Below are 18,825 nucleotides of genomic sequence, written 5' to 3' on the forward strand. Positions count from 1 at the left end.
TATAAGATCTAATTTATGAAGCGCTCCCTCCTGTTCCTATACCTGATGCTGTTTTGTGGTGTACTGGCTGCACAGCAGAAGTATAGCTTTAAAATAGCCAAACTGAAGTATAACGGAGGTGGTGACTGGTATGCGAATAAAACTTCCTTGCCAAACCTGATCAAATTCTGTAATCAAAACCTGAATATGAACATCGCGCCGGAAGAAGGCGTGGTGGAAGTTGGAAGCCCTGAGCTCTTCACCTATCCCTTTGTGCACATGACAGGGCATGGCAATGTGGTGTTCTCAGATGCAGAGGCACAAAACTTACGCAATTACCTGATCAGCGGGGGCTTCCTGCACATCGACGACAACTACGGGATGGACCAGTACATCAGGAAAGAGATGAAGAAGGTATTTCCGGAATATGAGTTTGTTGAGTTGCCTTTTGATCACCCGATCTACAATCAGAAGTATACCTTCAAGAACGGGCTACCTAAAATCCACGAGCACGACAACAAGCCGCCACAGGGCTTTGGCATCATCCACAAAGGCAGGTTGGTTTGCTTTTACAGTTACGAAACTGACTTAGGCAATGGCTGGGAGGATGCAGGGGTACACAACGATCCCGAAAATAAAAGACAGGAAGCACTCCAGATGGGCGCCAATATCCTGGCCTATGCCCTCACGCAGTATTTATAGTAAATTTCAAACCCTATACCTGAGACTAATCTTCACTATTCGACGGGCAAGAATTATTCTCTTCCAACCAGATTCAACCAATTAAGGGGTGCATATCGGTCAGCCTTTCACAGACTAAGGTATAGCTAGTACTGTTTCCGGTTAAAGATCTCTGAAAGAATGAACGCCTGTCGAACAGACTGCGGATTGTGCAGCAGCTCACCGTATACATTTGGAACTGCCTTACGCTCCTGCTTTTTAGTCTCGTAAAGAGCATCCGCTGCAGCAATGCGCTCCATCCTTTGCTGGTTATAGAGTCGGGCTTGTTCCGGATTTTCCAGAGAGAGCGCACGATTAGGTGTCCGCTCTTTGGTTACCGCCTTCGTAATTGGTTGCAAAACAGGTATAGGCTTTTCTACAGGTGTACTATTTTGCTCATTTGTCCGCTCCATTTTACTTTGCATCTCCCGCAGAATATCCTCAAATGAAGTAGCAGGGGCTGCCGGTCTTTGCTGTCGGGGCTGTGATGGAGTGGCAGGTATAGGTCGTGGTGTAGGGCGCTCCTGGTCTGTACGGTTCCTCGCTGGTCGTTCTTCAAATGGACGCTCCTTCGGTGCCGGGGGCCGGCCATCTTCGTCAGGCGTCTTAAAGGCTTTGCGCCAGGCTGTGTAAATGAAATAAGCCACAATGGCCAGTATGTATAGAATCAGTTTAAAATCTTCCATGCTCTCAGTCTCTTATCAAATATAGCATAAATAATGTATTCCACCGGTATACTACCTGCATATTTATACCGCTCCCTTATGATATGGTAAACAAATTAGTCTTATTTTTGAGTTTAGTTTGAATAGATTCCGCTGACGCGAATGCAAGTATCAAGATTAGAGATTAAAGGATTCAAGAGTTTTGGCGACCGTGTCGTCATTAATTTTGATGAAGGTATTACAGGTATAGTGGGCCCGAATGGCTGCGGCAAATCCAATATTGTGGATGCTATACGCTGGGTGTTGGGAGAGCAGAAGACACGAAACCTGCGTTCCGACAAAATGGAGAACGTGATCTTCAATGGCTCCAAAACCCGCAAGCCGGTACAGATGGCCGAAGTGTCCATTACCTTCGATAACAACAAGGGCATCCTCCCGACCGAGTACTCCCAGGTAACCGTTACGCGCAAGTACTACCGCAACGGCGACAGCGAGTACATGCTCAACGGCGTAACCTGCCGCCTTAAAGACATCAACGAGCTCTTCCTCGACACAGGTATAGGATCTGACAGTTACGCCATCATTGAGCTGAAGATGGTAGACGAGATCCTGAACGATAAGGAAAACTCCCGTCGACTACTTTTTGAAGAGGCTGCTGGTATCTCAAAGTTCCGTGTGCGCAAAAAACAGACGCTTAAAAAGCTGGAAGAAACCGATGCCGACCTGGAGCGTGTAGAAGACGTTCTATTTGAGATCGGCAAGAACATGAAAACACTGGAACGTCAGGCAAAACAGGCGATTAAGTACTTCCAATTAAAGGATGACTACAAAAAGTTCAGTCTGGAGTTTGCCCGTCGCAACATTAACCAGTACCAGCAAACACTGAAGCGCCTGGAGCAGGATGTGCAGCGCGAAACTGAACTGAAGGAGAGCTATGTGCTGGCGGTAACAGAAGCTGAAGACGCCATAGCCGACCAGAAAGCCGAACTGAACCTGACGCAGGAGCAGCTGGCCGAGATGCAGAAAACCATGCAGGTGCAGACAGCCAAACTGCGCCAACTGGAGAATGATATCAAGCTTAAATCGGAACGCAGCAATTTCCTGAAGGAGCGCATGACGCAGTTGCGTCAGCAGATCAGTCAGGATACTGCCAACCTGGAGCATACACAGGAGAGTATAGTAGAGCTGCGTGACGAACTGATACAGGTACAGGACAGTTTTGCAGGTGCCGAAGAACAAGTGAATGCTTTGAAAGAGCAGCTGCAGGAGGCGAACGAACAAAAGCTTAGTCTGCAGGAAGCTTACCAGGAATTATCACAGGAGCAGCGCAGCAAGCAGAATGCCGTATTCCAACTGAATAAATCTCTTGAGATCAGCCAGGTTCAGATCCATAACCTGACAAAGGACTTGGAGCAGCTCAGACAGCAACAACTGACAGCCGACGAGGACGCAGCCGTGCTTCAAGAGCAACTACAGGAGGCACAGGCCGAGCTGGAAGACAAAACCTCTACCCTTGTCAGTTTACAAGCCAAGGAAGAGTCGATGCTGCAGAACATCGAGAAAACAGAAACTGACATAGAAGGGCTGAAAGAGCAGCTGGTAACGCTAAACCGAAAGCGTGACGCTCGTCAAAACCAGTACAACCTGACCAAATCACTGGTTGAAAATATGGAAGGTTTTCCGGAAGCGATCAAATACCTGGCGCAGTCAGATAACTGGAAAAAACCAGCTCCACTCCTATCGGATATCATTGTATGTGAACCTGACTATAAGTCGCTTATCGAAAGCTACCTCGAGCCCTACATGAACTTCTTTGTGGTAGAGGAACTACAGGATGCCATAGAAGCTATCGCCTTGCTCAAGCAGCACAACAAGGGACGCGCAAACTTTATTATCCTCTCCGAAATTGAGGAACTGGAGCCGACAGCCACTTTTAGTGATGGAGCTTCGAAGGCTGCTTTTGAGGTCGTAAAAGCCGATAAGAAGTATAGCAGCCTACTCAAGTACATGCTGCGCAATGTGTACATCAGCGACGAAACTGAAGAAGACTTTTCAGCAGAAGACTACCGCACGATCATCCTGAAAGACGGTTCCGCTATCAAGAAACCACTCAGTCTGTCTGGAGGCTCTGTGGGTCTGTTTGATGGTAGTCGTTTGGGCCGGAAGCAAAATTTGGAGCAGCTGGCCGAAGAACTGGAGCAACTGCAGCAGGAAGTGGAACTGATGCAAAGTCGTATTAACGCACAGCAGCAGATCCTGCTCAACTACCGTAGCGAGTCACAGAAAGATGCTATCAAGCAGTTGGAGAAAGAAGTAGCCAAACTCCAGCAGGACCTGCTTACGGTTCGCATTAAAAACGAGCAGCATCAGCAGAACCGCAAAAACTTCGATCAGAAGCAATATGAATTGCAACAGCGCCTCGACGATCTGTACGTGCAGAGTCAGCAGGTGTCGCCGCAGGCTGAGGAGGACATGCAGGAACTGAAGCAGCTGGAGGAGCAAATGGCTGTGTTCAATTCGCAGATCAACCAGCAGCAAGAGCAGATCACGGTGATCTCAGGTATGTACAACCAGGAGAACATCCAGTTTCACCAGCTTAAAAATCGCTTTGGCTCACTGCAACAGGAAATCAGCTACAAGCAGAAAACGGTGGAGACGAACCAGGAACGTATCGCCGGCCTGCGCCAAGAGCTGGAGAAATCAGAGGAAGAAACAGTTGAAGCGACTGATTTTATAGAAGAGAACGAGGCGCTGGTTCAGTCCATGGTGAAAGCCCGTAGCGAGTTTGGCTATGAACTTGATGCTGTAGAAAAGAAATACTTCAGCCTGCGTGGTGAGCTCGACGAGAAAGACAAAACCATACGCGAGCTACAACGCAAGCGTCAGAATGCGGACGAACTCCTCATGCGAATGCAGCAGACCATCAATGATACACGCATTAAACTGGTGTCAGTACAGGAGCGTTTGGGAGCTGAATTTAATATTGCAACCGAAGAACTGGAGCAACCTATACCTGAGCTGGAGCACGATGGACTGTTCCAATTGAGTAATGAAGAGCTGAATAAGAATATCAGTGAGATCAGAACATCGCTGGATAAAATGGGACCGGTGAATGCCATGGCGGCCGAAGCCTATGTGGAGATCGAAGAGCGCAACAGGTTTATTACAGAGCAGCGGGATGACCTGGTTAACGCCAAGAATGCGCTTATTGATACGATCAACGAGATCGACACGGTGGCAAAAGAGAAGTTTCTGTCCTCATTTAATGAGATCAAGCAGAACTTTATCCGGGTATTCCGCAGCCTGTTTACCGAAGAAGATAATTGCGACCTGGTACTGACAGATCCGAAGAACCCGCTGGACTCGCGTATCGAGATCATGGCGCAACCGAAGGGTAAACGACCGCTGACGATCAACCAGTTGTCAGGTGGTGAGAAGACTTTAACAGCCATCTCCCTCCTCTTCGCCATCTACCTGCTCAAGCCAGCGCCGTTCTGTATTTTCGACGAAGTGGATGCACCGCTGGATGATGCGAACATTGACAAGTTCAACAACATCATCCGTACCTTCTCGAATGAGTCGCAGTTCATTGTAGTAACGCACAATAAGCGCACAATGGCCTCTACAGACGTGATGTACGGCATCACCATGATTGAAGCAGGTATATCCAGGGTTATACCTGTAGACTTAAGACAGATCGCCTAGCCAATCGGCTATACCTGAAACATAAAAGGAGTCGCTTGTTAAGAGCGGCTCCTTTTATGTTTCAGGTAAAAATGCTATTCGAACCAATCAGCTATACCTAAGCAGCCTCTATTTCTTTTTGCAGCTTCTTGGTAAGTTTTGACTTAACGAGTTCATAAGACTGCTTAACATAACTTTCCCACTCCTGCACTGTTAACCGATCCCAGGATTGAACCTGCACCCATTTGTTTCGCGCCATGTAGGGAGCCGGAATTATACCTGTTGAGGAAGAAAGTTCGTCAAAGTCAGTATCTGCCACCTTAAAAGATACGCTTGGTTCCCCGTCCAGACTGGTCACACAAAACATCTTGCCACCGATCAGAAAACAGAGGTCATTTCCCCATTTTACGTCTTCTGTCACACCTTTCAGGCTCAGGCAGTAGGCTCTTAATTTTTCTATATTCATCAGAAGATCAGCTTTTAAAATTGAGCGCATTACAGTACGCCATTTTCAGGAAACTTGCCTTGCTTGGTACGGTAAAAAGCCTTAATTTTCTCCAGATCCGCTTCTACATCCCCTGTCGGATAAATGGATGGCCCTATACCTGCTTCCTTATTCGCATAGTCGACATAACCAAGCACAATGGGCACGCCGGCACCTATCGCCACATGATAAAACCCCAAACGCCAGCGCGGCTGGTACTTGCGTGTACCTTCTGGTGTTACGAGCACACACATATCACCTGGAGTTTCTTTAATGATCTTGATCATGGCGTCCACCATTCGGGTATTTTTAGAACGGTCGATAGGCAAGGCACCCATCGATTTGAGAAGGCCGCCAAAAGGAAATCGCATGAATTCCTTCTTAATCGTGAAGCGAATAGGGGCTTCCATCATGTAGAAGGCGGCACGGGCAAATATAAAATCCCAGTTGCTGGTATGCGGTGCGGCCACCATCACACAGCGCCGCTGATCAGGCGCCAGGTTGCCATTCAACTTCCAGCCTGCAAGTTTGAAAATAAGTTTAGAGATCGCTTTTGCTAACATAAAAAGGCTATAAAAAAATGCTAATCCACGACTCGATCAGAGCGACTGGATTAGCATTTCAAATATAGTATATTCTCTGTTAAATCAGAACCCTAGAGGGCGCGTTTGATCACATGGGATTTCTGACGTAGTAAATAAGCCTGCAAACCGAAGCCGATCATAGGGCCAAATTCGCTGTAAGCTCTTCCGTCTCTGTCAACTTTACGGAAGTAACGCATGGAGAGTACCGGTTCCAAAGAAAACTGCTTGTTGAGGAAGAAGGCATAGCCCAAGCCTACCCCACCTTCCAGGGCTTTATACTTCTGGTCAACATCATTGAAGTTATGAAGACCTGCCAGCATGGTCAGTTCGCCAAAGACGCCATTAAGCATATAGTATCTCACGAAAGGACCAGCCATGACAAACGTCTCCCTGCGTGGCTCGCTTACTCTATCTGAAACATCGTTTAATTTGTTGCTCTGGTGCAGCACACTTAGGTCGAGCCCCACCACTAAATCTTCGAGAACGAAATAGCCATTCTTACTGCGTAAATTAAAGTCGATGCGTCGCCCATCTACTTTCTGGCCCGTGCTGTTTAATTCGCTGGATGTGACCTGGTAACTCCCCTGGAGATTACCGCCTAATAGCAATGAGCCATGCTTGATTTTGGCTCTGATGAGTGAACTCTCGTTTTCCTGGGCCCTAAGAGAACAGATTCCAATAAGAAATAGGGCTACAATAAGGGTAAAGGTGCGTTGTAGCATAGTGGGTTTGGGTTGTATATGCAGGTTTTACGGAAAAAGAAAGAAATAGATTGCAATTACTCACCTAATATTAGAAAAATAAAATCAAATAATGAAAGATTTTTCATAAAAAAATACCAAGCAATTACCCAATTGCCTGCCTTATTTCCTCTTTTATGCTCATCGTGTACTTATAACCAATATCGAAAAGTTCATCTGCCTTACTGAAACTCATTAATCTGTAATGCTTTAGCTCGGGCGGTTCAATGAAGAAATCAGCGAGATGACGGCGGAGTTGCACGTTGTTATTAATGGCCAGGTGCGCCGTGCGTTCTATCATGCTCCGCAGGCTGGCGATACGCGCATCATGATTGATCGGGTTGCTATGCACGCCAATTTTAACATCGCACTTTCCTGCCAGGGCCACGATCGGGAGATTGTCGAGAAGACCGCCGTCGTTGAGCAGCATACCTTGGTATTGCACAGGCCTGTACAGGATGGGCACCGCTGAAGAGGCAATCAGCGGTTTGATCAGTTCGCCACTCGAAAAATTTACTGTAACACCGGCATGCATATCGGTTGCTCCGATGATAACGGGTATGCTTAGGTCTTCGAATATGGCCTGCTCACCAAGGTAGCGATAATACAGCTTTTCAACCGCATCAAGGTGTAAGATACCCACCTGCCCGATAGCCAGCCGCATGATGCGGTAGATGCGCAGTTCCTTTATGAGGTGCAGAATGTCATCCGGTTTATAGCCTGCAGCATAGAATACCGCCACAATAGCCCCTGAGCTTACACCAGAAAGTATGGCCGGCTTTATACCTAGTTCGTCAAAGGCCTTCAGCACACCTAAATGGGCAATCCCCCTGGCGGCGCCTCCTGACAGTGCCAGCCCAATTTTCTTCATTAAAGTTCGTTAAGTGAGAAGGTTGAATCCAGCCTGATCCCTTTTTCAGTGTGTTGCACCGTGCAGCACTCATTTACAGAATCATGCTCCAGGTATAGCACAAAATTCTCGTCGGCTGCCATTTTCAGAAAACGGGCTTTTTCATCCATCGTCAGCAGGGGACGCGTGTCGTAGCCCATCACATAAGGCAGCGGAATATGACCTGTAGAAGGCAGCAGATCAGCCATGAAGGCCACTTTGCGATCTTTGTAAGGTATAATCGGCACCATCATTTTATCCGTATGCCCGTCAGCATAAAAGATGTCGAATTGCGGGAAAGGGGATGGCTTGGTAGGATCAATAAATTGCAGGTGACCGCTCTCCTGCATGGGCAGTATGTTCTCTTTCAGGAAAGAGGCTTTCTCTCGTGCGTTAGGCTGCGTTGCCCATTTCCAGTGGTCGGGATTAGACCAGTAAGTAGCATTAGGGAAAACCAGTTCCAGGGCGCCTTCGCTGTTCTTATACTTTACGCCTCCCCCACAATGGTCGAAATGAAGATGGGTCAGAAAAACATCCGTGATATCCTTATGCGAAAAGCCTGCCGCATGCAAAGATTTCTCCAACGTGGCTTCGCCGTGCAGGTAATAGTGACTGTAAAACTTAGCATCCTGTTTGTCGCCAATGCCATTGTCGATCAGAATGAGACGCTCACCATCCTCTATCAGCAGACAGCGCATCGCCCAGGTACACAAATTATTTTCATCGGCCGGGTTAGTTCGTTGCCAAAGCGATTTGGGCACCACCCCAAACATGGCACCACCATCCAATTTAAAGAACCCGGTATCAATTACATGCAGTTTCATAATTATATCTCGTTAGGGAGTTTGATCTATTTAGCATTAGAGAAATGATTACCACTCTTTACTAGCAGCGTCCTCTTATGTTATCGTGAGCAGCCTAAAGTTACCAAAACAATAAGAGGTGACAAAGCCTGTCCGGCCTGCCACCTCTTATATAATTGAGAAGCTAATTCGCTATGTTCAGGATTGCGTTAACTCCTAAACTCTATTTAGCTTTCCTGTACCACGCCCATGGCAGAGAACTTCTCGATACGCTGCATGATGCGGTCTTCAGGTGCTATACCTTCCAACTCATCCAGCATTTTACAAATCTCTTTCTTGAGTGCACGCATCATTTTATCTGGTTCTGTGTGCGCTCCCCCCAGTGGCTCTTTGATGATACCGTCAATCAGTTTATTTTGCAGCATGTCAGTAGCAGTCAGCTTCAAAGCTTCGGCTGCCTGCTCCTTGTAGTTCCAACTGCGCCATAAGATAGACGAGCAGGATTCAGGCGAAATCACCGAGTACCATGTATTCTCCAGCATCATTACACGGTCGCCAATGGCTATACCCAGGGCACCGCCTGAAGCTCCCTCTCCAATGATGATGCAGATTACCGGAACTTTCAGCATGAACATCTCTTTCAGGTTGCGGGCAATCGCCTCGCCCTGTCCGCGCTCCTCAGCCTCCAGTCCCGGAAAAGCACCCGGGGTGTCGATGAAAGTAACGATGGGACGGCCAAACTTCTCAGCTATTTTCATCAGTCGGAGTGCTTTGCGGTATCCTTCGGGGTTGGCCATACCAAAGTTGCGCATCTGGCGCTGCTTCGTATTGCGGCCTTTCTGCTGCCCGATAAACATAATGCTGCGTCCATCTACTTCACCAAACCCACCTACCATCGCTTTATCATCGCTAACGGTGCGGTCGCCGTGCAACTCCACAAACTTAGAAGTAATGCCTGCAATGTAGTCTAAGGTATACGGTCTGTCCGGGTGGCGCGAAAGCTGCACACGCTGCCAGCGGGTCAGGTTAGCATAGGTTTCTTTCTTAAGCGTCTTTATTTTTTCTTCAAGCGCTTTTACTGCTTCAGAAACGTCTACCTGGCTCTCGTTGGCCAGCTTTTTCATTTCCTGCAGTTTGCCCTCCAGGGCCGCTATAGGTTTCTCAAAATCCAAAAGCATAAATCCTCATTGCTGATTGAATCACAAATTTAACAGTTTCGGAATATGGAATGGCGATTATTCGAAATTTATCGTGCATTGCAAAAAAAGAATATTTGGTTTTGAGCGACTTACGGTTTCAGGCTAAAAATATAGGGGTAAAATATAGCATTGGTCTTGCAGAATCGAAATTTACCGTCTACATTTGTGACACTTTAACGGATAGCGTTAAGGATATACAGTTGGTCTGGTAGTTCAGTTGGTTAGAATGCCGCCCTGTCACGGCGGAGGTCGCGGGTTCGAGTCCCGTCCAGACCGCAGCTTAAATCCCTGCGGTTAACAGATGTAAGGTGTAGACTTTACAGAGTAAAATTTTGGTCCGGTAGTTCAGTTGGTTAGAATGCCGCCCTGTCACGGCGGAGGTCGCGGGTTCGAGTCCCGTCCGGACCGCAGCTATAAACTGCGGTATATTTTTCAGAGTAGATGACTCTGATCTTTTCAAAGTATTGGTCTGGTAGTTCAGTTGGTTAGAATGCCGCCCTGTCACGGCGGAGGTCGCGGGTTCGAGTCCCGTCCAGACCGCTTAAAAGCTCTTGTGAAAGCAAGGGCTTTTTGCATTTATAGCCCTCCCCTCCCGTATCCTATACCTATACCTATACCTATACCTATACCTATACCTATACCTATACCTATACCTATACCTATATCTATTCCTGGTCAGAGGTCTCACCATAGAAGACACGAGCTAGGACGCTCACACCATCAGACTCCTTAAGTTATTTCCAGAATTAGCCTATACCTGAGCTAAATCCCCTATCGCGCTCAACTTTTTACTTCTAAAATTAACCGCCGAGCTATACCTGACATCAGTTGAGCTATACCTATTATCAGTGAAATTCCATTTTTTCAATTGCCAATCTTTCAGGTTCGGATATGAAAAAAACGGCAGCCCCACCAAAGTGAGACTGCCGTTTTCTATCTGAGCTATACCTTGTTTAAGGTATAAGCGATTATTCGTGGTAGTTGAGGATGCGGTGACCACCTTCCATCAGGTAAGTGTCGCGCTTGAAGAGCTCGATATCGTTCTGCATCATATCGGTCACTAAAGCCTGCAGGTCATACTTAGGCACCCAGCCCAGTTTCTCCTTCGACTTGGTCGCGTCGCCAATCAACAGTTCCACCTCTGTAGGACGGAAGTAGTTCGGATCCACGCAAACCACTTCTTTTCCAATTTCCAGTTGGTACTCCGGATTGTTGCAGGCCACAATATAACCTTTCTCGTCTACGCCCTCGCCCTTAAACTCAAGTTCGATACCTACGTGGCCAAAGGCCATGCGGATGAAGTCACGAACAGTTGTTGTTACACCTGTAGCTATCACGAAGTCCTCCGGCTCGTCCTGCTGCAGGATGCGCCACATGGCCTCCACATAGTCCTTGGCATGGCCCCAGTCGCGCTTGGCGTCCAGGTTACCCAGGTACAAACCATCCTGCAGGCCCATGGCGATACGGGCGGCAGCACGCGTGATCTTTCTGGTTACGAAGGTCTCACCTCTAAGCGGTGATTCGTGGTTGAAGAGGATACCGTTGCAGGCGAACATGCCGTAGGCCTCACGGTAGTTGACCGTGATCCAGTAAGCGTACAGCTTTGCCACGGCATATGGAGAGCGCGGATAGAACGGCGTAGTCTCTGACTGCGGAACTGCCTGCACCAGACCATAGAGTTCTGAAGTAGAGGCCTGGTATACCTTTGTTTTCTTTGTTAAGCCCAGGATGCGGATGGCCTCCAGGATACGAAGTGTGCCCAGTCCGTCTGCATTGGCCGTGTACTCAGGCGTGTCGAAGCTCACCTTCACGTGGCTCATGGCGGCCAGGTTATAGATCTCGTCGGGCTGCGTTTCCTGGATGATGCGGATCAGGTTGGTGGAGTCGGTCAGGTCACCGTAGTGCAGTTTGAAGTTGATGTTCTTCTCGTGTGGGTCCTGGTAGAGGTGGTCAATACGCTCGGTGTTAAACATAGAGCTACGGCGCTTCACTCCGTGTACTTTATATCCTTTGCTCAGTAAAAGCTCTGCTAAGTATGCGCCGTCCTGTCCGGTTACGCCAGTGATAAGGGCTGTCTTCATGTGATATACTTCTTTAATGTAATTCTCTTTTTATGGTTGTATAGAATGTATGACTATGCAGTCACGTATTTTTCTTTGAAATCGGCATAGGCAAGTGCTATACCTTCACGCAGCTCAATGTTGTGTCTAAAACCAAGGCTGTGCAGTTTGGTCACGTCCATTAGCTTGCGTGGCGTACCGTCCGGCTTGGAGGTATCAAACTCAAGCTCTCCTTCAAAACCAATCACGTCTTTAATCAGCAGGGCCAATTCCTTGATCGAGACATCCTCGCCCGTACCGATATTCACGAGTTCACGGCCGTCATACGTCTCCATCAGGTATACGCAGGCAGCTGCCAGATCATCCGCGAAAAGGAACTCGCGTTTCGGGCTGCCCGTACCCCATACGGTAACAGTGGGTGCGCCGTTGTCTTTGGCCTCATGTATTTTTCGGATCAGGGCCGGCAGCACGTGCGAGTTTTGCAGGTCGTAGTTGTCGTTATACCCGTAAAGGTTAGTCGGCATCACACTGATGAAATTGTTGCCGTACTGATCACGGTAGGACTCGCACAGCTTGATGCCGGCAATCTTGGCAATGGCGTAGGGCTCGTTGGTTTGCTCCAGCGGACCGGTAAGCAAATACTCCTCCTTGAGCGGCTGCGGGGCCATCCTTGGGTAGATGCAGGAAGAACCCAGGAACATCAGCTTCTTCACGCCCGACACATGGGAGGCGTGAATGATGTTGGCCTGCATCATCAGGTTGTCATACAGGAACTCGGCGCGAAAGATATTATTGGCGTGGATTCCCCCTACTTTGGCGGCTGCCAGGAAAACATAGTCAGGCTTCTCGGTTGAGAAGAACTCAAAAACAGCCTGCTGATTGCGCAGGTCCAGTTCCGAAGAAGTCCTTGTGATGATGTTTGTGTGACCGTTGGCCTCCAACTGGCGCAGAATGGCAGAGCCTACCATGCCCCGGTGGCCAGCAATGTAAATTTTAGAAGTTTTTTCCATCGATAAAAAAGTACAAATATGCGCCGTTTAAGCGCGCTGGACATACCAGTTATTTAATTAAACGTTATTGACCGGGATTGAGCGTTCCGGATTCTGGATATATATTGAAATGCAGGCCAGGTACGTGCCAGCAACATAATCCTATGACGCAGCTTACGCCAAAGTTGACTCCATTGTTCGGTTCGGTGCAAATTATATTAAAAAAATTTGATATAAATCCATTATTAGCCAGTGCAAATACTGCATTTGTTGTTACGGATAGTTGTCCAGGCTAAAAATCCACCTGCAATCCGTTGGTAATCGCATAGATAAAGTGCGCAACCGGAACGATCGGTCTGTCTTCATAAGTGAAGTTGAAATTCGTACGCATGGACACCCGGCCTATCAATTTCACGGTCAGGCCCAGATCCCCGCTGATGCGGTTACGAAAACGGCTGATGTTGCGGTCATAACCAGTCTGGAAATAGGCGATGTTATTCGTTTCCACATGCTCCGAAAGTTTTGAGCGGAGACTAACATAGTTGGAGGATTTCAACAGATCCGATACACCGGTCACTCCCTCCTGCTCCGGGTCTTTCCAAGTCTCGTGCTCGTGCATCAAGCCCGTTCCCGCAAACCAGGAAGTATTGTCCGTGCGATAAAGCAACCAGCGTACGCCTCCTCCCGTCAGAATGCGCCGCTCAAGACCGCGGGCCATATCGGCCTGGTACTGCGTGAACAACTCATAAGACACCTTGCGACGGCTCATTAGATTTACTCGGAAATGGGAGTAGCCGTTGCTGGCTACCGTATTGCGCAACTCACGGGAGTCGTAGTTTACAAGCAGGTAGTTATAGTAGTTGAGAAACAGATAGGTATGGAGTTTTGAAATATAAGCCAGATCGCCGTTAAAGGTTAGCTGCAGAAAATTATTAGGATTGTTTCGTCCTGCATTTCGGTTGAACATCGAAAAGTTAAGCCCAGCCTTGCCTGTCACAAAATCTGCCGTATCATGCTCGATCCTGGACCGTTCGATATTGAGGATCTGAGCCTCTGCCGTCGGTGCAGTATTGACGAACAAAATCAACATTAAAAGGGCGACGGCAGGTATAGTACGCATGATCATAGGCATAGTAGGGTGAGCAGGTATACCTGCAAAGGTATAAAGCTCGGGGGAGGTATGAAAATAAGGCCCCTTTTCATCAACATTTGGCGTCTCTGCCGTTTTATATCAGGAGAGGCTTACACCTACACAATCACAATCACCTTTAAGAATCAAGCTTATGGCAAGAAGTTCAGCACAGCTGGTGGCGGCTATACGCCAGACAGCCGACCGACTGGCACAGGGCGCCAACTACCAATGGGGACACATGGGAAGCTGCAACTGCGGTCACCTGGCCCAAACCATTACACAACTCGACAAAGGACAAATCCACGGAGCGGCCATGCGGCGGCACGGCGACTGGAGCGAACAATTGCGCGATTACTGCCCCCAGAGCGGATTGCCCCTAGACGAGATCATTGACCAAATGCTTTCCTGGGGTCTTACCAGGGATGACCTGGCGCACCTGGAGCGTCTCTCCGACAGAAAAGTGATCGAAGCACTTCCACCCAATAGGCGCTATTTAAAGTACAACCTGCGTGACGATGTGGTCCTATACCTGCACACATGGGCTGATCTGCTTGAACTGGAATTAATCCATCTTCCATCGCTGCAAGGTATAGCGGCGCTTGAAACAGGTATAGAGGTATAGCCAGAACGTTGCGGCTTAGCGGGATATTTCGCAGTTTTGGAGCTTATACCTGATACCATGCAGCAACAAGCTATTATTGACGAAACCGCTCGCTATGTGAAAGAGCAACTGGAGGGCGAAGGCTCCGGTCACGACTGGTGGCATATTTACCGTGTATGGAAAAACGCACGCTACATTGCCTCACAGGAAAAAGGTGCCGACCTGTTCACTGTTGAACTGGCAGCGCTGCTGCACGACATAGGGGATCATAAATTCCATAACGGGGACGAAACCGTGGGACCGCGCATGGTGCGGGAGTGGCTGGAAAGACAACCGCTCGATGAAGCGCTAATTACCACTGTGTGTGCCATCGTAAGCGGACTGTCTTATAAAGGAGCCGGCACTTCCTCTTCCATGCCTACCCTCGAAGGCCGTATCGTGCAGGATGCGGATCGTCTGGACGCTATCGGTGCCATCGGCATTGCCCGCACCTTTGCATATGGCGGCCACAAGGGAAGGGAGCTTTATAATCCAGGTATAGAGCCTGTGCTTCATGATAATTTTGAGGCTTATAAAGCAAGCACAGCGCCCACCATCAACCACTTCTATGAAAAGCTGCTGCTTTTAAAGGACCGGATGCACACCCCCACGGCCCGCGCCCTGGCCGAAAAGCGCCACCAGTACATGGAAGATTTTCTGAGCCAGTTTTATGCAGAGTGGGATACAAAAGACCATCATGAGATTTCCTAAAAACTAAAATGGTTAGCATCTGGTTTGAAATGCTAAAAAAACATACCTTTACAGTATGGAGATCATGATAGGTATAGCGGCATTTCTGGCGGGGCTCGTAATAGCCTATCTGGCTATGAAAGGGAAAATAAGCGCACTGCAGGACAAATTGAACCAAGCAGTCGTGGCACAGGGAGTTTTGGAGGGCCAGGCCCGGCACCAGGCGCAGGAAGCCGAAGCGCTGAAAAGCCAATTGCGTGATGCCCAGGCAGAAACTATGGAGCTGACAAATGCCCTCACCAAAACAGAATCCGACTACGAACACCTGCGCGAGCGCATGCACGAGCAAGCCAGAGAACTCGAGCAACTCCGCGAAAAATTCCTTCAGCAGTTTCAGCACATCTCCAACCAGGTGCTGATGACGAACGCCGAGCACTTCAACAAAGCTTCTTCCGAAAACCTGGAGCGCATTCTGTCTCCTTTAAAAGAGCGCATCCGCGAGTTCGAGGCCAAAGTTGACCAGACCTATGAGAAAACACTCAAGGATAGCATTTCACTCAAAGAGCAGATCACGCAGTTATCGGCCCTGAACCAGCAGATGAGCCAGGATGCGCTTAACCTGACAAAAGCTCTGAAGGGTGAAAACAAAACACAAGGGAACTGGGGTGAATATTTGCTGGAGAGTCTGCTCGAAAAATCCGGTTTAAGAAAAGGAGTACATTATGAGCGTGAAGAGGTAAGGCAGAACGATGAGCAAAAGGTATACCGCCCCGATGTGATCATACGCCTGCCAGACACCAAGCACTTGGTCATCGACTCCAAACTTTCGCTCGTCGCCTACGAAGCTTATTGCAGCTGCGAAGACGACTCACAGTTAGAGACATACCTGCGCAGCCACATCACATCAATCAGGACACATTATACGGATCTGGGGCGCAAGAACTACCACCGCCTGAGCGGCATCAATTCCCCTGATTTTGTGCTGATGTACATTCCCATAGAACCTGCCTTTAACCTGGCACTGCAGCATGACCAAAATATCTTTACGGATGCTTTTGACAAAAATATTGTCCTCGTGACCACCTCTACCCTTCTGGCTACTTTGCGTACCGTTGCCGGTGTGTGGCGACAGGAAGACCAGAAAAGAAACGTACTCAGGATTGCAGAAGAAAGCGGGAAGCTCTATGATAAATTTGTTGGCTTTGTCGAGGACCTTAAAACAGTTGGCCGCCATTTGGAGCAAAGCCAGACTGCCTATAGCGGCGCTATGAGCAAACTCACTGACGGAAAGGGAAACCTGATACGCAAAGTGGAGATACTGCGTGAACTTGGCGCTAAAACAAGCAAACAACTGGATGAACACCTCCTGCAGGAAGCTATCGCTGTTCCCGGGGAGGACATCGACTAAAAAGTAAAGCAGTGAGCTGGCCTATAGAAGACCTGCTCACTGCTTTCGTAATAAGTCAGTTAGTAATTAGCTTCAACTGCCGGAACATCCACCAAGATAAAGGTGGCATCGGCTGTCGCTTTTATCCCAATAACCTCCTGGTCATCCAACCTGATCTGGTCATGCCTATCGGCTTCCACATTGTTGACCAGCACACTACCTGTCAGCACATAGATCAAAGTTCTGCGGAGCTTAAAGGTTCTGAAATCAACCTCCTCTCCTTGCGTGACGCTTCCATAATATACTGTAGAGTTAGAGTTGATGTAAGCCACATCTTCTAACACTTTCTGTCCGGTCACCAAAGGTATAAGCTCATTCTTAGCCTTCAGGAATCCGACATCCATTACTTCATAGGAAGGCGCAAGCCCACGCTTGTTTGGCAAAAACCAAAGCTGCAGCAAGTGGATCTCCTCTTCCGTTTCATTTGTTTCGGAGTGGGTGAGTCCTGTGCCTGCGGTCATGCGCTGCACCTGGCCTGGCGTAACGGTTGTTTCATTCCCGATGTTATCCTTGTGAGTGAGTTCACCTGAGAGCACTATAGTCATGATCTCCATCTCAGAGTGCGGATGCGCGGGAAAACCGGAGCGGGGAGCGACATAGTCATCGTTGAAGACACGCAAAGGGCCGAACTCCATGTTTTCCGGATCGTAATAATCTGCAAAAGAGAAAAGGTAGTGAGAACGAAGTCCTTCGCCTACCTGCGCCTCATATCTTTGGGAATCGGTAATTAGTCGTATCATATCGCGCTTTTGTTTTATGCTATGCCTTTACGGATAATGCCGTTTGTAGTTAACGGACCAATTAAAACAGCGCTAAAACAGTAGATCCTGCCTCATTAGAGACAGGATCTACTACTGTTCCTATACCTAAAGGTACAAGTTATTCCGCTTTCTTCAACTTGAGCATCTCCTTCTGAAGATCCAAAACAATAGACGACAATTTGTCAAGTGAGATGTCAGCAATGGGGAAAGTAGAGCTAATGTAAGACTTGGCTTCCCAGATCTCCACCACATCATCCACTGAAAGTTCATAAGGCACATAAAGCGGATTGTCAGAATGGAGACGCAGGGTAGCAGCCTCTTTCACTTTGTTGAATACACGCTTAAAGACTACGCCTTCCTTGCCACTCACGATGATGCAGGGAGTTCCGTCTTTCAGCGTATTCCAGTCCTCCACATACCTGCCGACAATGACAGTACCGGAAGACAGCGGCAGCATAGAGTCTCCGCTAATCTCGAACGCGCGATAAGTACCGCCGCTTCCCAAGGTAGGAAGCCGGAAACGGGGAAGCTCCTCAATAAACTCCGGATCGGCATACCCGTTGAGGTAACCGGCGCTCGCCTTGTGGGGCACCAACTCTATATTTTCACGATCATCCTGATCAACCGTAATGGCCAGCACTCGCAGTTTGCCACCACCTTGCTGCCCAACTTCTGGTTTGTAGTTTGGATCTGACAGGTCCGCGGTGATGAGTTCGTCTAAAGAAACCTCGAAAAGGCGGGCCACATTCACAAGGGTACTTAATTTTGGCTCTGCCCTTCCCTCCTCATACGCTCCAACCAACGAACGCTTGATCTCTAGCTTTTCAGCAAGCTGTGCCTGGGTATACCCGGCGTGCTTGCGAAGATGCCTTATATTCGATGTTACCTTTTCCACTATTATTCTTTCTTCAAGTCCTGACAATAAATAATGCACTCTAGGTGCCAGCATGTAAACTTACTAAATCTATACGTATTATACTAATTTTATTAGCAAATATTTGTTGTAATTTTTAGTTATATTTATAAAAACCTATACATATTCTTATAGTACAATTTTACTAATGCATAATCATTTTATTTACTTATAAAACGCATCATAATAATACAATTAAAATTTAGTTGTATAAAAATTTGCATTCTTACTTTTTATCCAATTATCTTTCGTGAAAAGTTACTGATAACGTATATTATATGATAAAAATCTACTAAAACCTTACATTCCTCTCCTCTCTTTACGAGATCTATATCTTCAAGAATCCACATTTTAAAATGTAGACAGGAATTTCTTATTCGTCTAAATTTGAAGCCATCATTGATTTTTTACAATTTTTGACTTGCTTTAAACTTTTTAAAAATACG

General features: G+C 47.8%; 18 protein-coding genes and 3 tRNA genes. 9 read left to right on the forward strand and 12 right to left on the reverse strand.

Annotated features, from left to right (window positions below):
* Positions 1 to 15 precede the first annotated feature (15 nt).
* Positions 16 to 681 carry a DUF4159 domain-containing protein gene (locus AC4QZR_RS04690; RefSeq protein ID WP_494479853.1) on the forward strand — a complete coding sequence of 222 codons (666 nt, stop codon included), beginning with the start codon at positions 16 to 18 and terminating at the stop codon, positions 679 to 681.
* 125 nt (positions 682 to 806) lie between these two features.
* On the opposite strand, the gene AC4QZR_RS04695 is transcribed toward AC4QZR_RS04690, so the two are convergent.
* The gene (locus tag AC4QZR_RS04695) at positions 807 to 1,385 is read right to left on the reverse strand and encodes a hypothetical protein (protein WP_494479854.1); all 579 of its coding nucleotides are present in this window, start codon (positions 1,383 to 1,385) and stop codon (positions 807 to 809) included.
* Between the two features lie 141 nt (positions 1,386 to 1,526).
* On the opposite strand from AC4QZR_RS04695, the gene smc reads away from it, so the two are divergent.
* Positions 1,527 to 5,069 carry a chromosome segregation protein SMC gene (smc, locus tag AC4QZR_RS04700; RefSeq protein ID WP_494479855.1) on the forward strand — a complete coding sequence of 1,181 codons (3,543 nt, stop codon included), beginning with the start codon at positions 1,527 to 1,529 and terminating at the stop codon, positions 5,067 to 5,069.
* Positions 5,070 to 5,166: 97 nt separating this feature from the next.
* On the opposite strand, the gene AC4QZR_RS04705 is transcribed toward smc, so the two are convergent.
* The 6 genes from AC4QZR_RS04705 to AC4QZR_RS04730 all read right to left on the reverse strand — a co-directional run bounded on the left by AC4QZR_RS04705 (position 5,167) and on the right by AC4QZR_RS04730 (position 9,726).
* Positions 5,167 to 5,514, reverse strand: a complete 348-nt coding sequence (locus AC4QZR_RS04705) for an MmcQ/YjbR family DNA-binding protein (RefSeq protein ID WP_494479856.1) — start codon at positions 5,512 to 5,514, stop codon at positions 5,167 to 5,169.
* 29 nt (positions 5,515 to 5,543) lie between these two features.
* Positions 5,544 to 6,095 carry a 1-acyl-sn-glycerol-3-phosphate acyltransferase gene (locus tag AC4QZR_RS04710; RefSeq protein ID WP_494479857.1) on the reverse strand — a complete coding sequence of 184 codons (552 nt, stop codon included), beginning with the start codon at positions 6,093 to 6,095 and terminating at the stop codon, positions 5,544 to 5,546.
* Positions 6,096 to 6,187: 92 nt separating this feature from the next.
* Entirely contained in the window at positions 6,188 to 6,724 is a 537-nt protein-coding gene (locus tag AC4QZR_RS04715) for a hypothetical protein (RefSeq protein ID WP_494479858.1), read from the reverse strand.
* 238 nt (positions 6,725 to 6,962) lie between these two features.
* Positions 6,963 to 7,727, reverse strand: coding sequence for a patatin-like phospholipase family protein (locus tag AC4QZR_RS04720; protein ID WP_494479859.1), 765 nt, complete (start codon positions 7,725 to 7,727; stop codon positions 6,963 to 6,965).
* Entirely contained in the window at positions 7,727 to 8,569 is an 843-nt protein-coding gene (locus AC4QZR_RS04725; RefSeq protein WP_494479860.1) for an MBL fold metallo-hydrolase, read from the reverse strand. The genes AC4QZR_RS04720 and AC4QZR_RS04725 overlap by 1 nt, the downstream gene beginning before the upstream one ends.
* Before the next feature lie 206 nt (positions 8,570 to 8,775).
* Complete coding sequence (locus AC4QZR_RS04730; protein ID WP_494479861.1) at positions 8,776 to 9,726, reverse strand: acetyl-CoA carboxylase carboxyltransferase subunit alpha; 951 nt, start codon at positions 9,724 to 9,726, stop codon at positions 8,776 to 8,778.
* Between the two features lie 223 nt (positions 9,727 to 9,949).
* Here AC4QZR_RS04730 and AC4QZR_RS04735 point away from each other — a divergent pair.
* The 4 genes from AC4QZR_RS04735 (at position 9,950) to AC4QZR_RS04750 (ending at position 10,480) form a co-directional block, all read left to right on the forward strand.
* Positions 9,950 to 10,023, forward strand: a tRNA-Asp gene (locus AC4QZR_RS04735).
* A gap of 58 nt (positions 10,024 to 10,081) precedes the next feature.
* Positions 10,082 to 10,155 (forward strand) — tRNA-Asp (locus AC4QZR_RS04740).
* A 58-nt stretch (positions 10,156 to 10,213) separates the two neighbouring features.
* Positions 10,214 to 10,287 (forward strand) — tRNA-Asp (locus AC4QZR_RS04745).
* A 13-nt stretch (positions 10,288 to 10,300) separates the two neighbouring features.
* A complete protein-coding gene (locus AC4QZR_RS04750; protein WP_494479862.1) occupies positions 10,301 to 10,480 on the forward strand; it encodes a hypothetical protein in 180 nt (59 codons plus the stop codon).
* 235 nt (positions 10,481 to 10,715) lie between these two features.
* On the opposite strand, the gene gmd is transcribed toward AC4QZR_RS04750, so the two are convergent.
* From gmd to AC4QZR_RS04765, 3 genes are all read right to left on the reverse strand, one after another.
* Positions 10,716 to 11,828: a GDP-mannose 4,6-dehydratase gene (gmd, locus tag AC4QZR_RS04755; RefSeq protein ID WP_253404821.1), complete on the reverse strand. Its 1,113-nt coding sequence runs from the start codon at positions 11,826 to 11,828 to the stop codon at positions 10,716 to 10,718.
* A 53-nt stretch (positions 11,829 to 11,881) separates the two neighbouring features.
* On the reverse strand, positions 11,882 to 12,835 hold the full coding sequence (gene fcl / locus AC4QZR_RS04760) for a GDP-L-fucose synthase (protein ID WP_494480381.1): 954 nt from the start codon (positions 12,833 to 12,835) through the stop codon (positions 11,882 to 11,884).
* Positions 12,836 to 13,088: 253 nt separating this feature from the next.
* Positions 13,089 to 13,928, reverse strand: coding sequence for a DUF481 domain-containing protein (locus tag AC4QZR_RS04765; RefSeq protein ID WP_494479863.1), 840 nt, complete (start codon positions 13,926 to 13,928; stop codon positions 13,089 to 13,091).
* Between the two features lie 151 nt (positions 13,929 to 14,079).
* Here AC4QZR_RS04765 and AC4QZR_RS04770 point away from each other — a divergent pair, with 151 nt between their 5' ends.
* The 3 genes from AC4QZR_RS04770 to AC4QZR_RS04780 are packed head-to-tail and all read left to right on the forward strand — an operon-like array spanning position 14,080 to position 16,666.
* Positions 14,080 to 14,550 (forward strand): hypothetical protein, encoded by a 471-nt coding sequence (locus AC4QZR_RS04770; protein WP_494479864.1) that lies wholly within the window; start codon positions 14,080 to 14,082, stop codon positions 14,548 to 14,550.
* A gap of 57 nt (positions 14,551 to 14,607) precedes the next feature.
* The gene (locus AC4QZR_RS04775; protein WP_494479865.1) at positions 14,608 to 15,279 is read left to right on the forward strand and encodes an HD domain-containing protein; all 672 of its coding nucleotides are present in this window, start codon (positions 14,608 to 14,610) and stop codon (positions 15,277 to 15,279) included.
* Between the two features lie 55 nt (positions 15,280 to 15,334).
* Positions 15,335 to 16,666, forward strand: a complete 1,332-nt coding sequence (locus tag AC4QZR_RS04780; RefSeq protein WP_494479866.1) for a DNA recombination protein RmuC — start codon at positions 15,335 to 15,337, stop codon at positions 16,664 to 16,666.
* 59 nt (positions 16,667 to 16,725) lie between these two features.
* On the opposite strand, the gene AC4QZR_RS04785 is transcribed toward AC4QZR_RS04780, so the two are convergent.
* Both AC4QZR_RS04785 and AC4QZR_RS04790 read right to left on the reverse strand, forming a co-directional pair.
* Positions 16,726 to 17,445 (reverse strand): pirin family protein, encoded by a 720-nt coding sequence (locus AC4QZR_RS04785; RefSeq protein WP_494479867.1) that lies wholly within the window; start codon positions 17,443 to 17,445, stop codon positions 16,726 to 16,728.
* 139 nt (positions 17,446 to 17,584) lie between these two features.
* Positions 17,585 to 18,361 carry an XRE family transcriptional regulator gene (locus tag AC4QZR_RS04790; RefSeq protein ID WP_494479868.1) on the reverse strand — a complete coding sequence of 259 codons (777 nt, stop codon included), beginning with the start codon at positions 18,359 to 18,361 and terminating at the stop codon, positions 17,585 to 17,587.
* Positions 18,362 to 18,825: the final 464 nt, after the last annotated feature.

The sequence above is a fragment of the Pontibacter sp. YIM B11418 genome, from assembly GCF_059278805.1.

Excerpts from the sequence above, each read along its gene's own strand:
- AC4QZR_RS04690 (WP_494479853.1), top strand. The coding sequence starts at position 16 with ATGAAGCGCTCCCTCCTGTTCCTATACCTGATGCTGTTTTGTGGTGTA.
- AC4QZR_RS04695 (WP_494479854.1), bottom strand. The coding sequence starts at position 1,385 with ATGGAAGATTTTAAACTGATTCTATACATACTGGCCATTGTGGCTTAT.
- smc (WP_494479855.1), top strand. The coding sequence starts at position 1,527 with ATGCAAGTATCAAGATTAGAGATTAAAGGATTCAAGAGTTTTGGCGAC.
- AC4QZR_RS04705 (WP_494479856.1), bottom strand. The coding sequence starts at position 5,514 with ATGAATATAGAAAAATTAAGAGCCTACTGCCTGAGCCTGAAAGGTGTG.
- AC4QZR_RS04710 (WP_494479857.1), bottom strand. The coding sequence starts at position 6,095 with ATGTTAGCAAAAGCGATCTCTAAACTTATTTTCAAACTTGCAGGCTGG.
- AC4QZR_RS04720 (WP_494479859.1), bottom strand. The coding sequence starts at position 7,727 with ATGAAGAAAATTGGGCTGGCACTGTCAGGAGGCGCCGCCAGGGGGATT.
- AC4QZR_RS04725 (WP_494479860.1), bottom strand. The coding sequence starts at position 8,569 with ATGAAACTGCATGTAATTGATACCGGGTTCTTTAAATTGGATGGTGGT.
- AC4QZR_RS04730 (WP_494479861.1), bottom strand. The coding sequence starts at position 9,726 with ATGCTTTTGGATTTTGAGAAACCTATAGCGGCCCTGGAGGGCAAACTG.
- gmd (WP_253404821.1), bottom strand. The coding sequence starts at position 11,828 with ATGAAGACAGCCCTTATCACTGGCGTAACCGGACAGGACGGCGCATAC.
- AC4QZR_RS04765 (WP_494479863.1), bottom strand. The coding sequence starts at position 13,928 with ATGCCTATGATCATGCGTACTATACCTGCCGTCGCCCTTTTAATGTTG.
- AC4QZR_RS04770 (WP_494479864.1), top strand. The coding sequence starts at position 14,080 with ATGGCAAGAAGTTCAGCACAGCTGGTGGCGGCTATACGCCAGACAGCC.
- AC4QZR_RS04775 (WP_494479865.1), top strand. The coding sequence starts at position 14,608 with ATGCAGCAACAAGCTATTATTGACGAAACCGCTCGCTATGTGAAAGAG.
- AC4QZR_RS04780 (WP_494479866.1), top strand. The coding sequence starts at position 15,335 with ATGGAGATCATGATAGGTATAGCGGCATTTCTGGCGGGGCTCGTAATA.
- AC4QZR_RS04785 (WP_494479867.1), bottom strand. The coding sequence starts at position 17,445 with ATGATACGACTAATTACCGATTCCCAAAGATATGAGGCGCAGGTAGGC.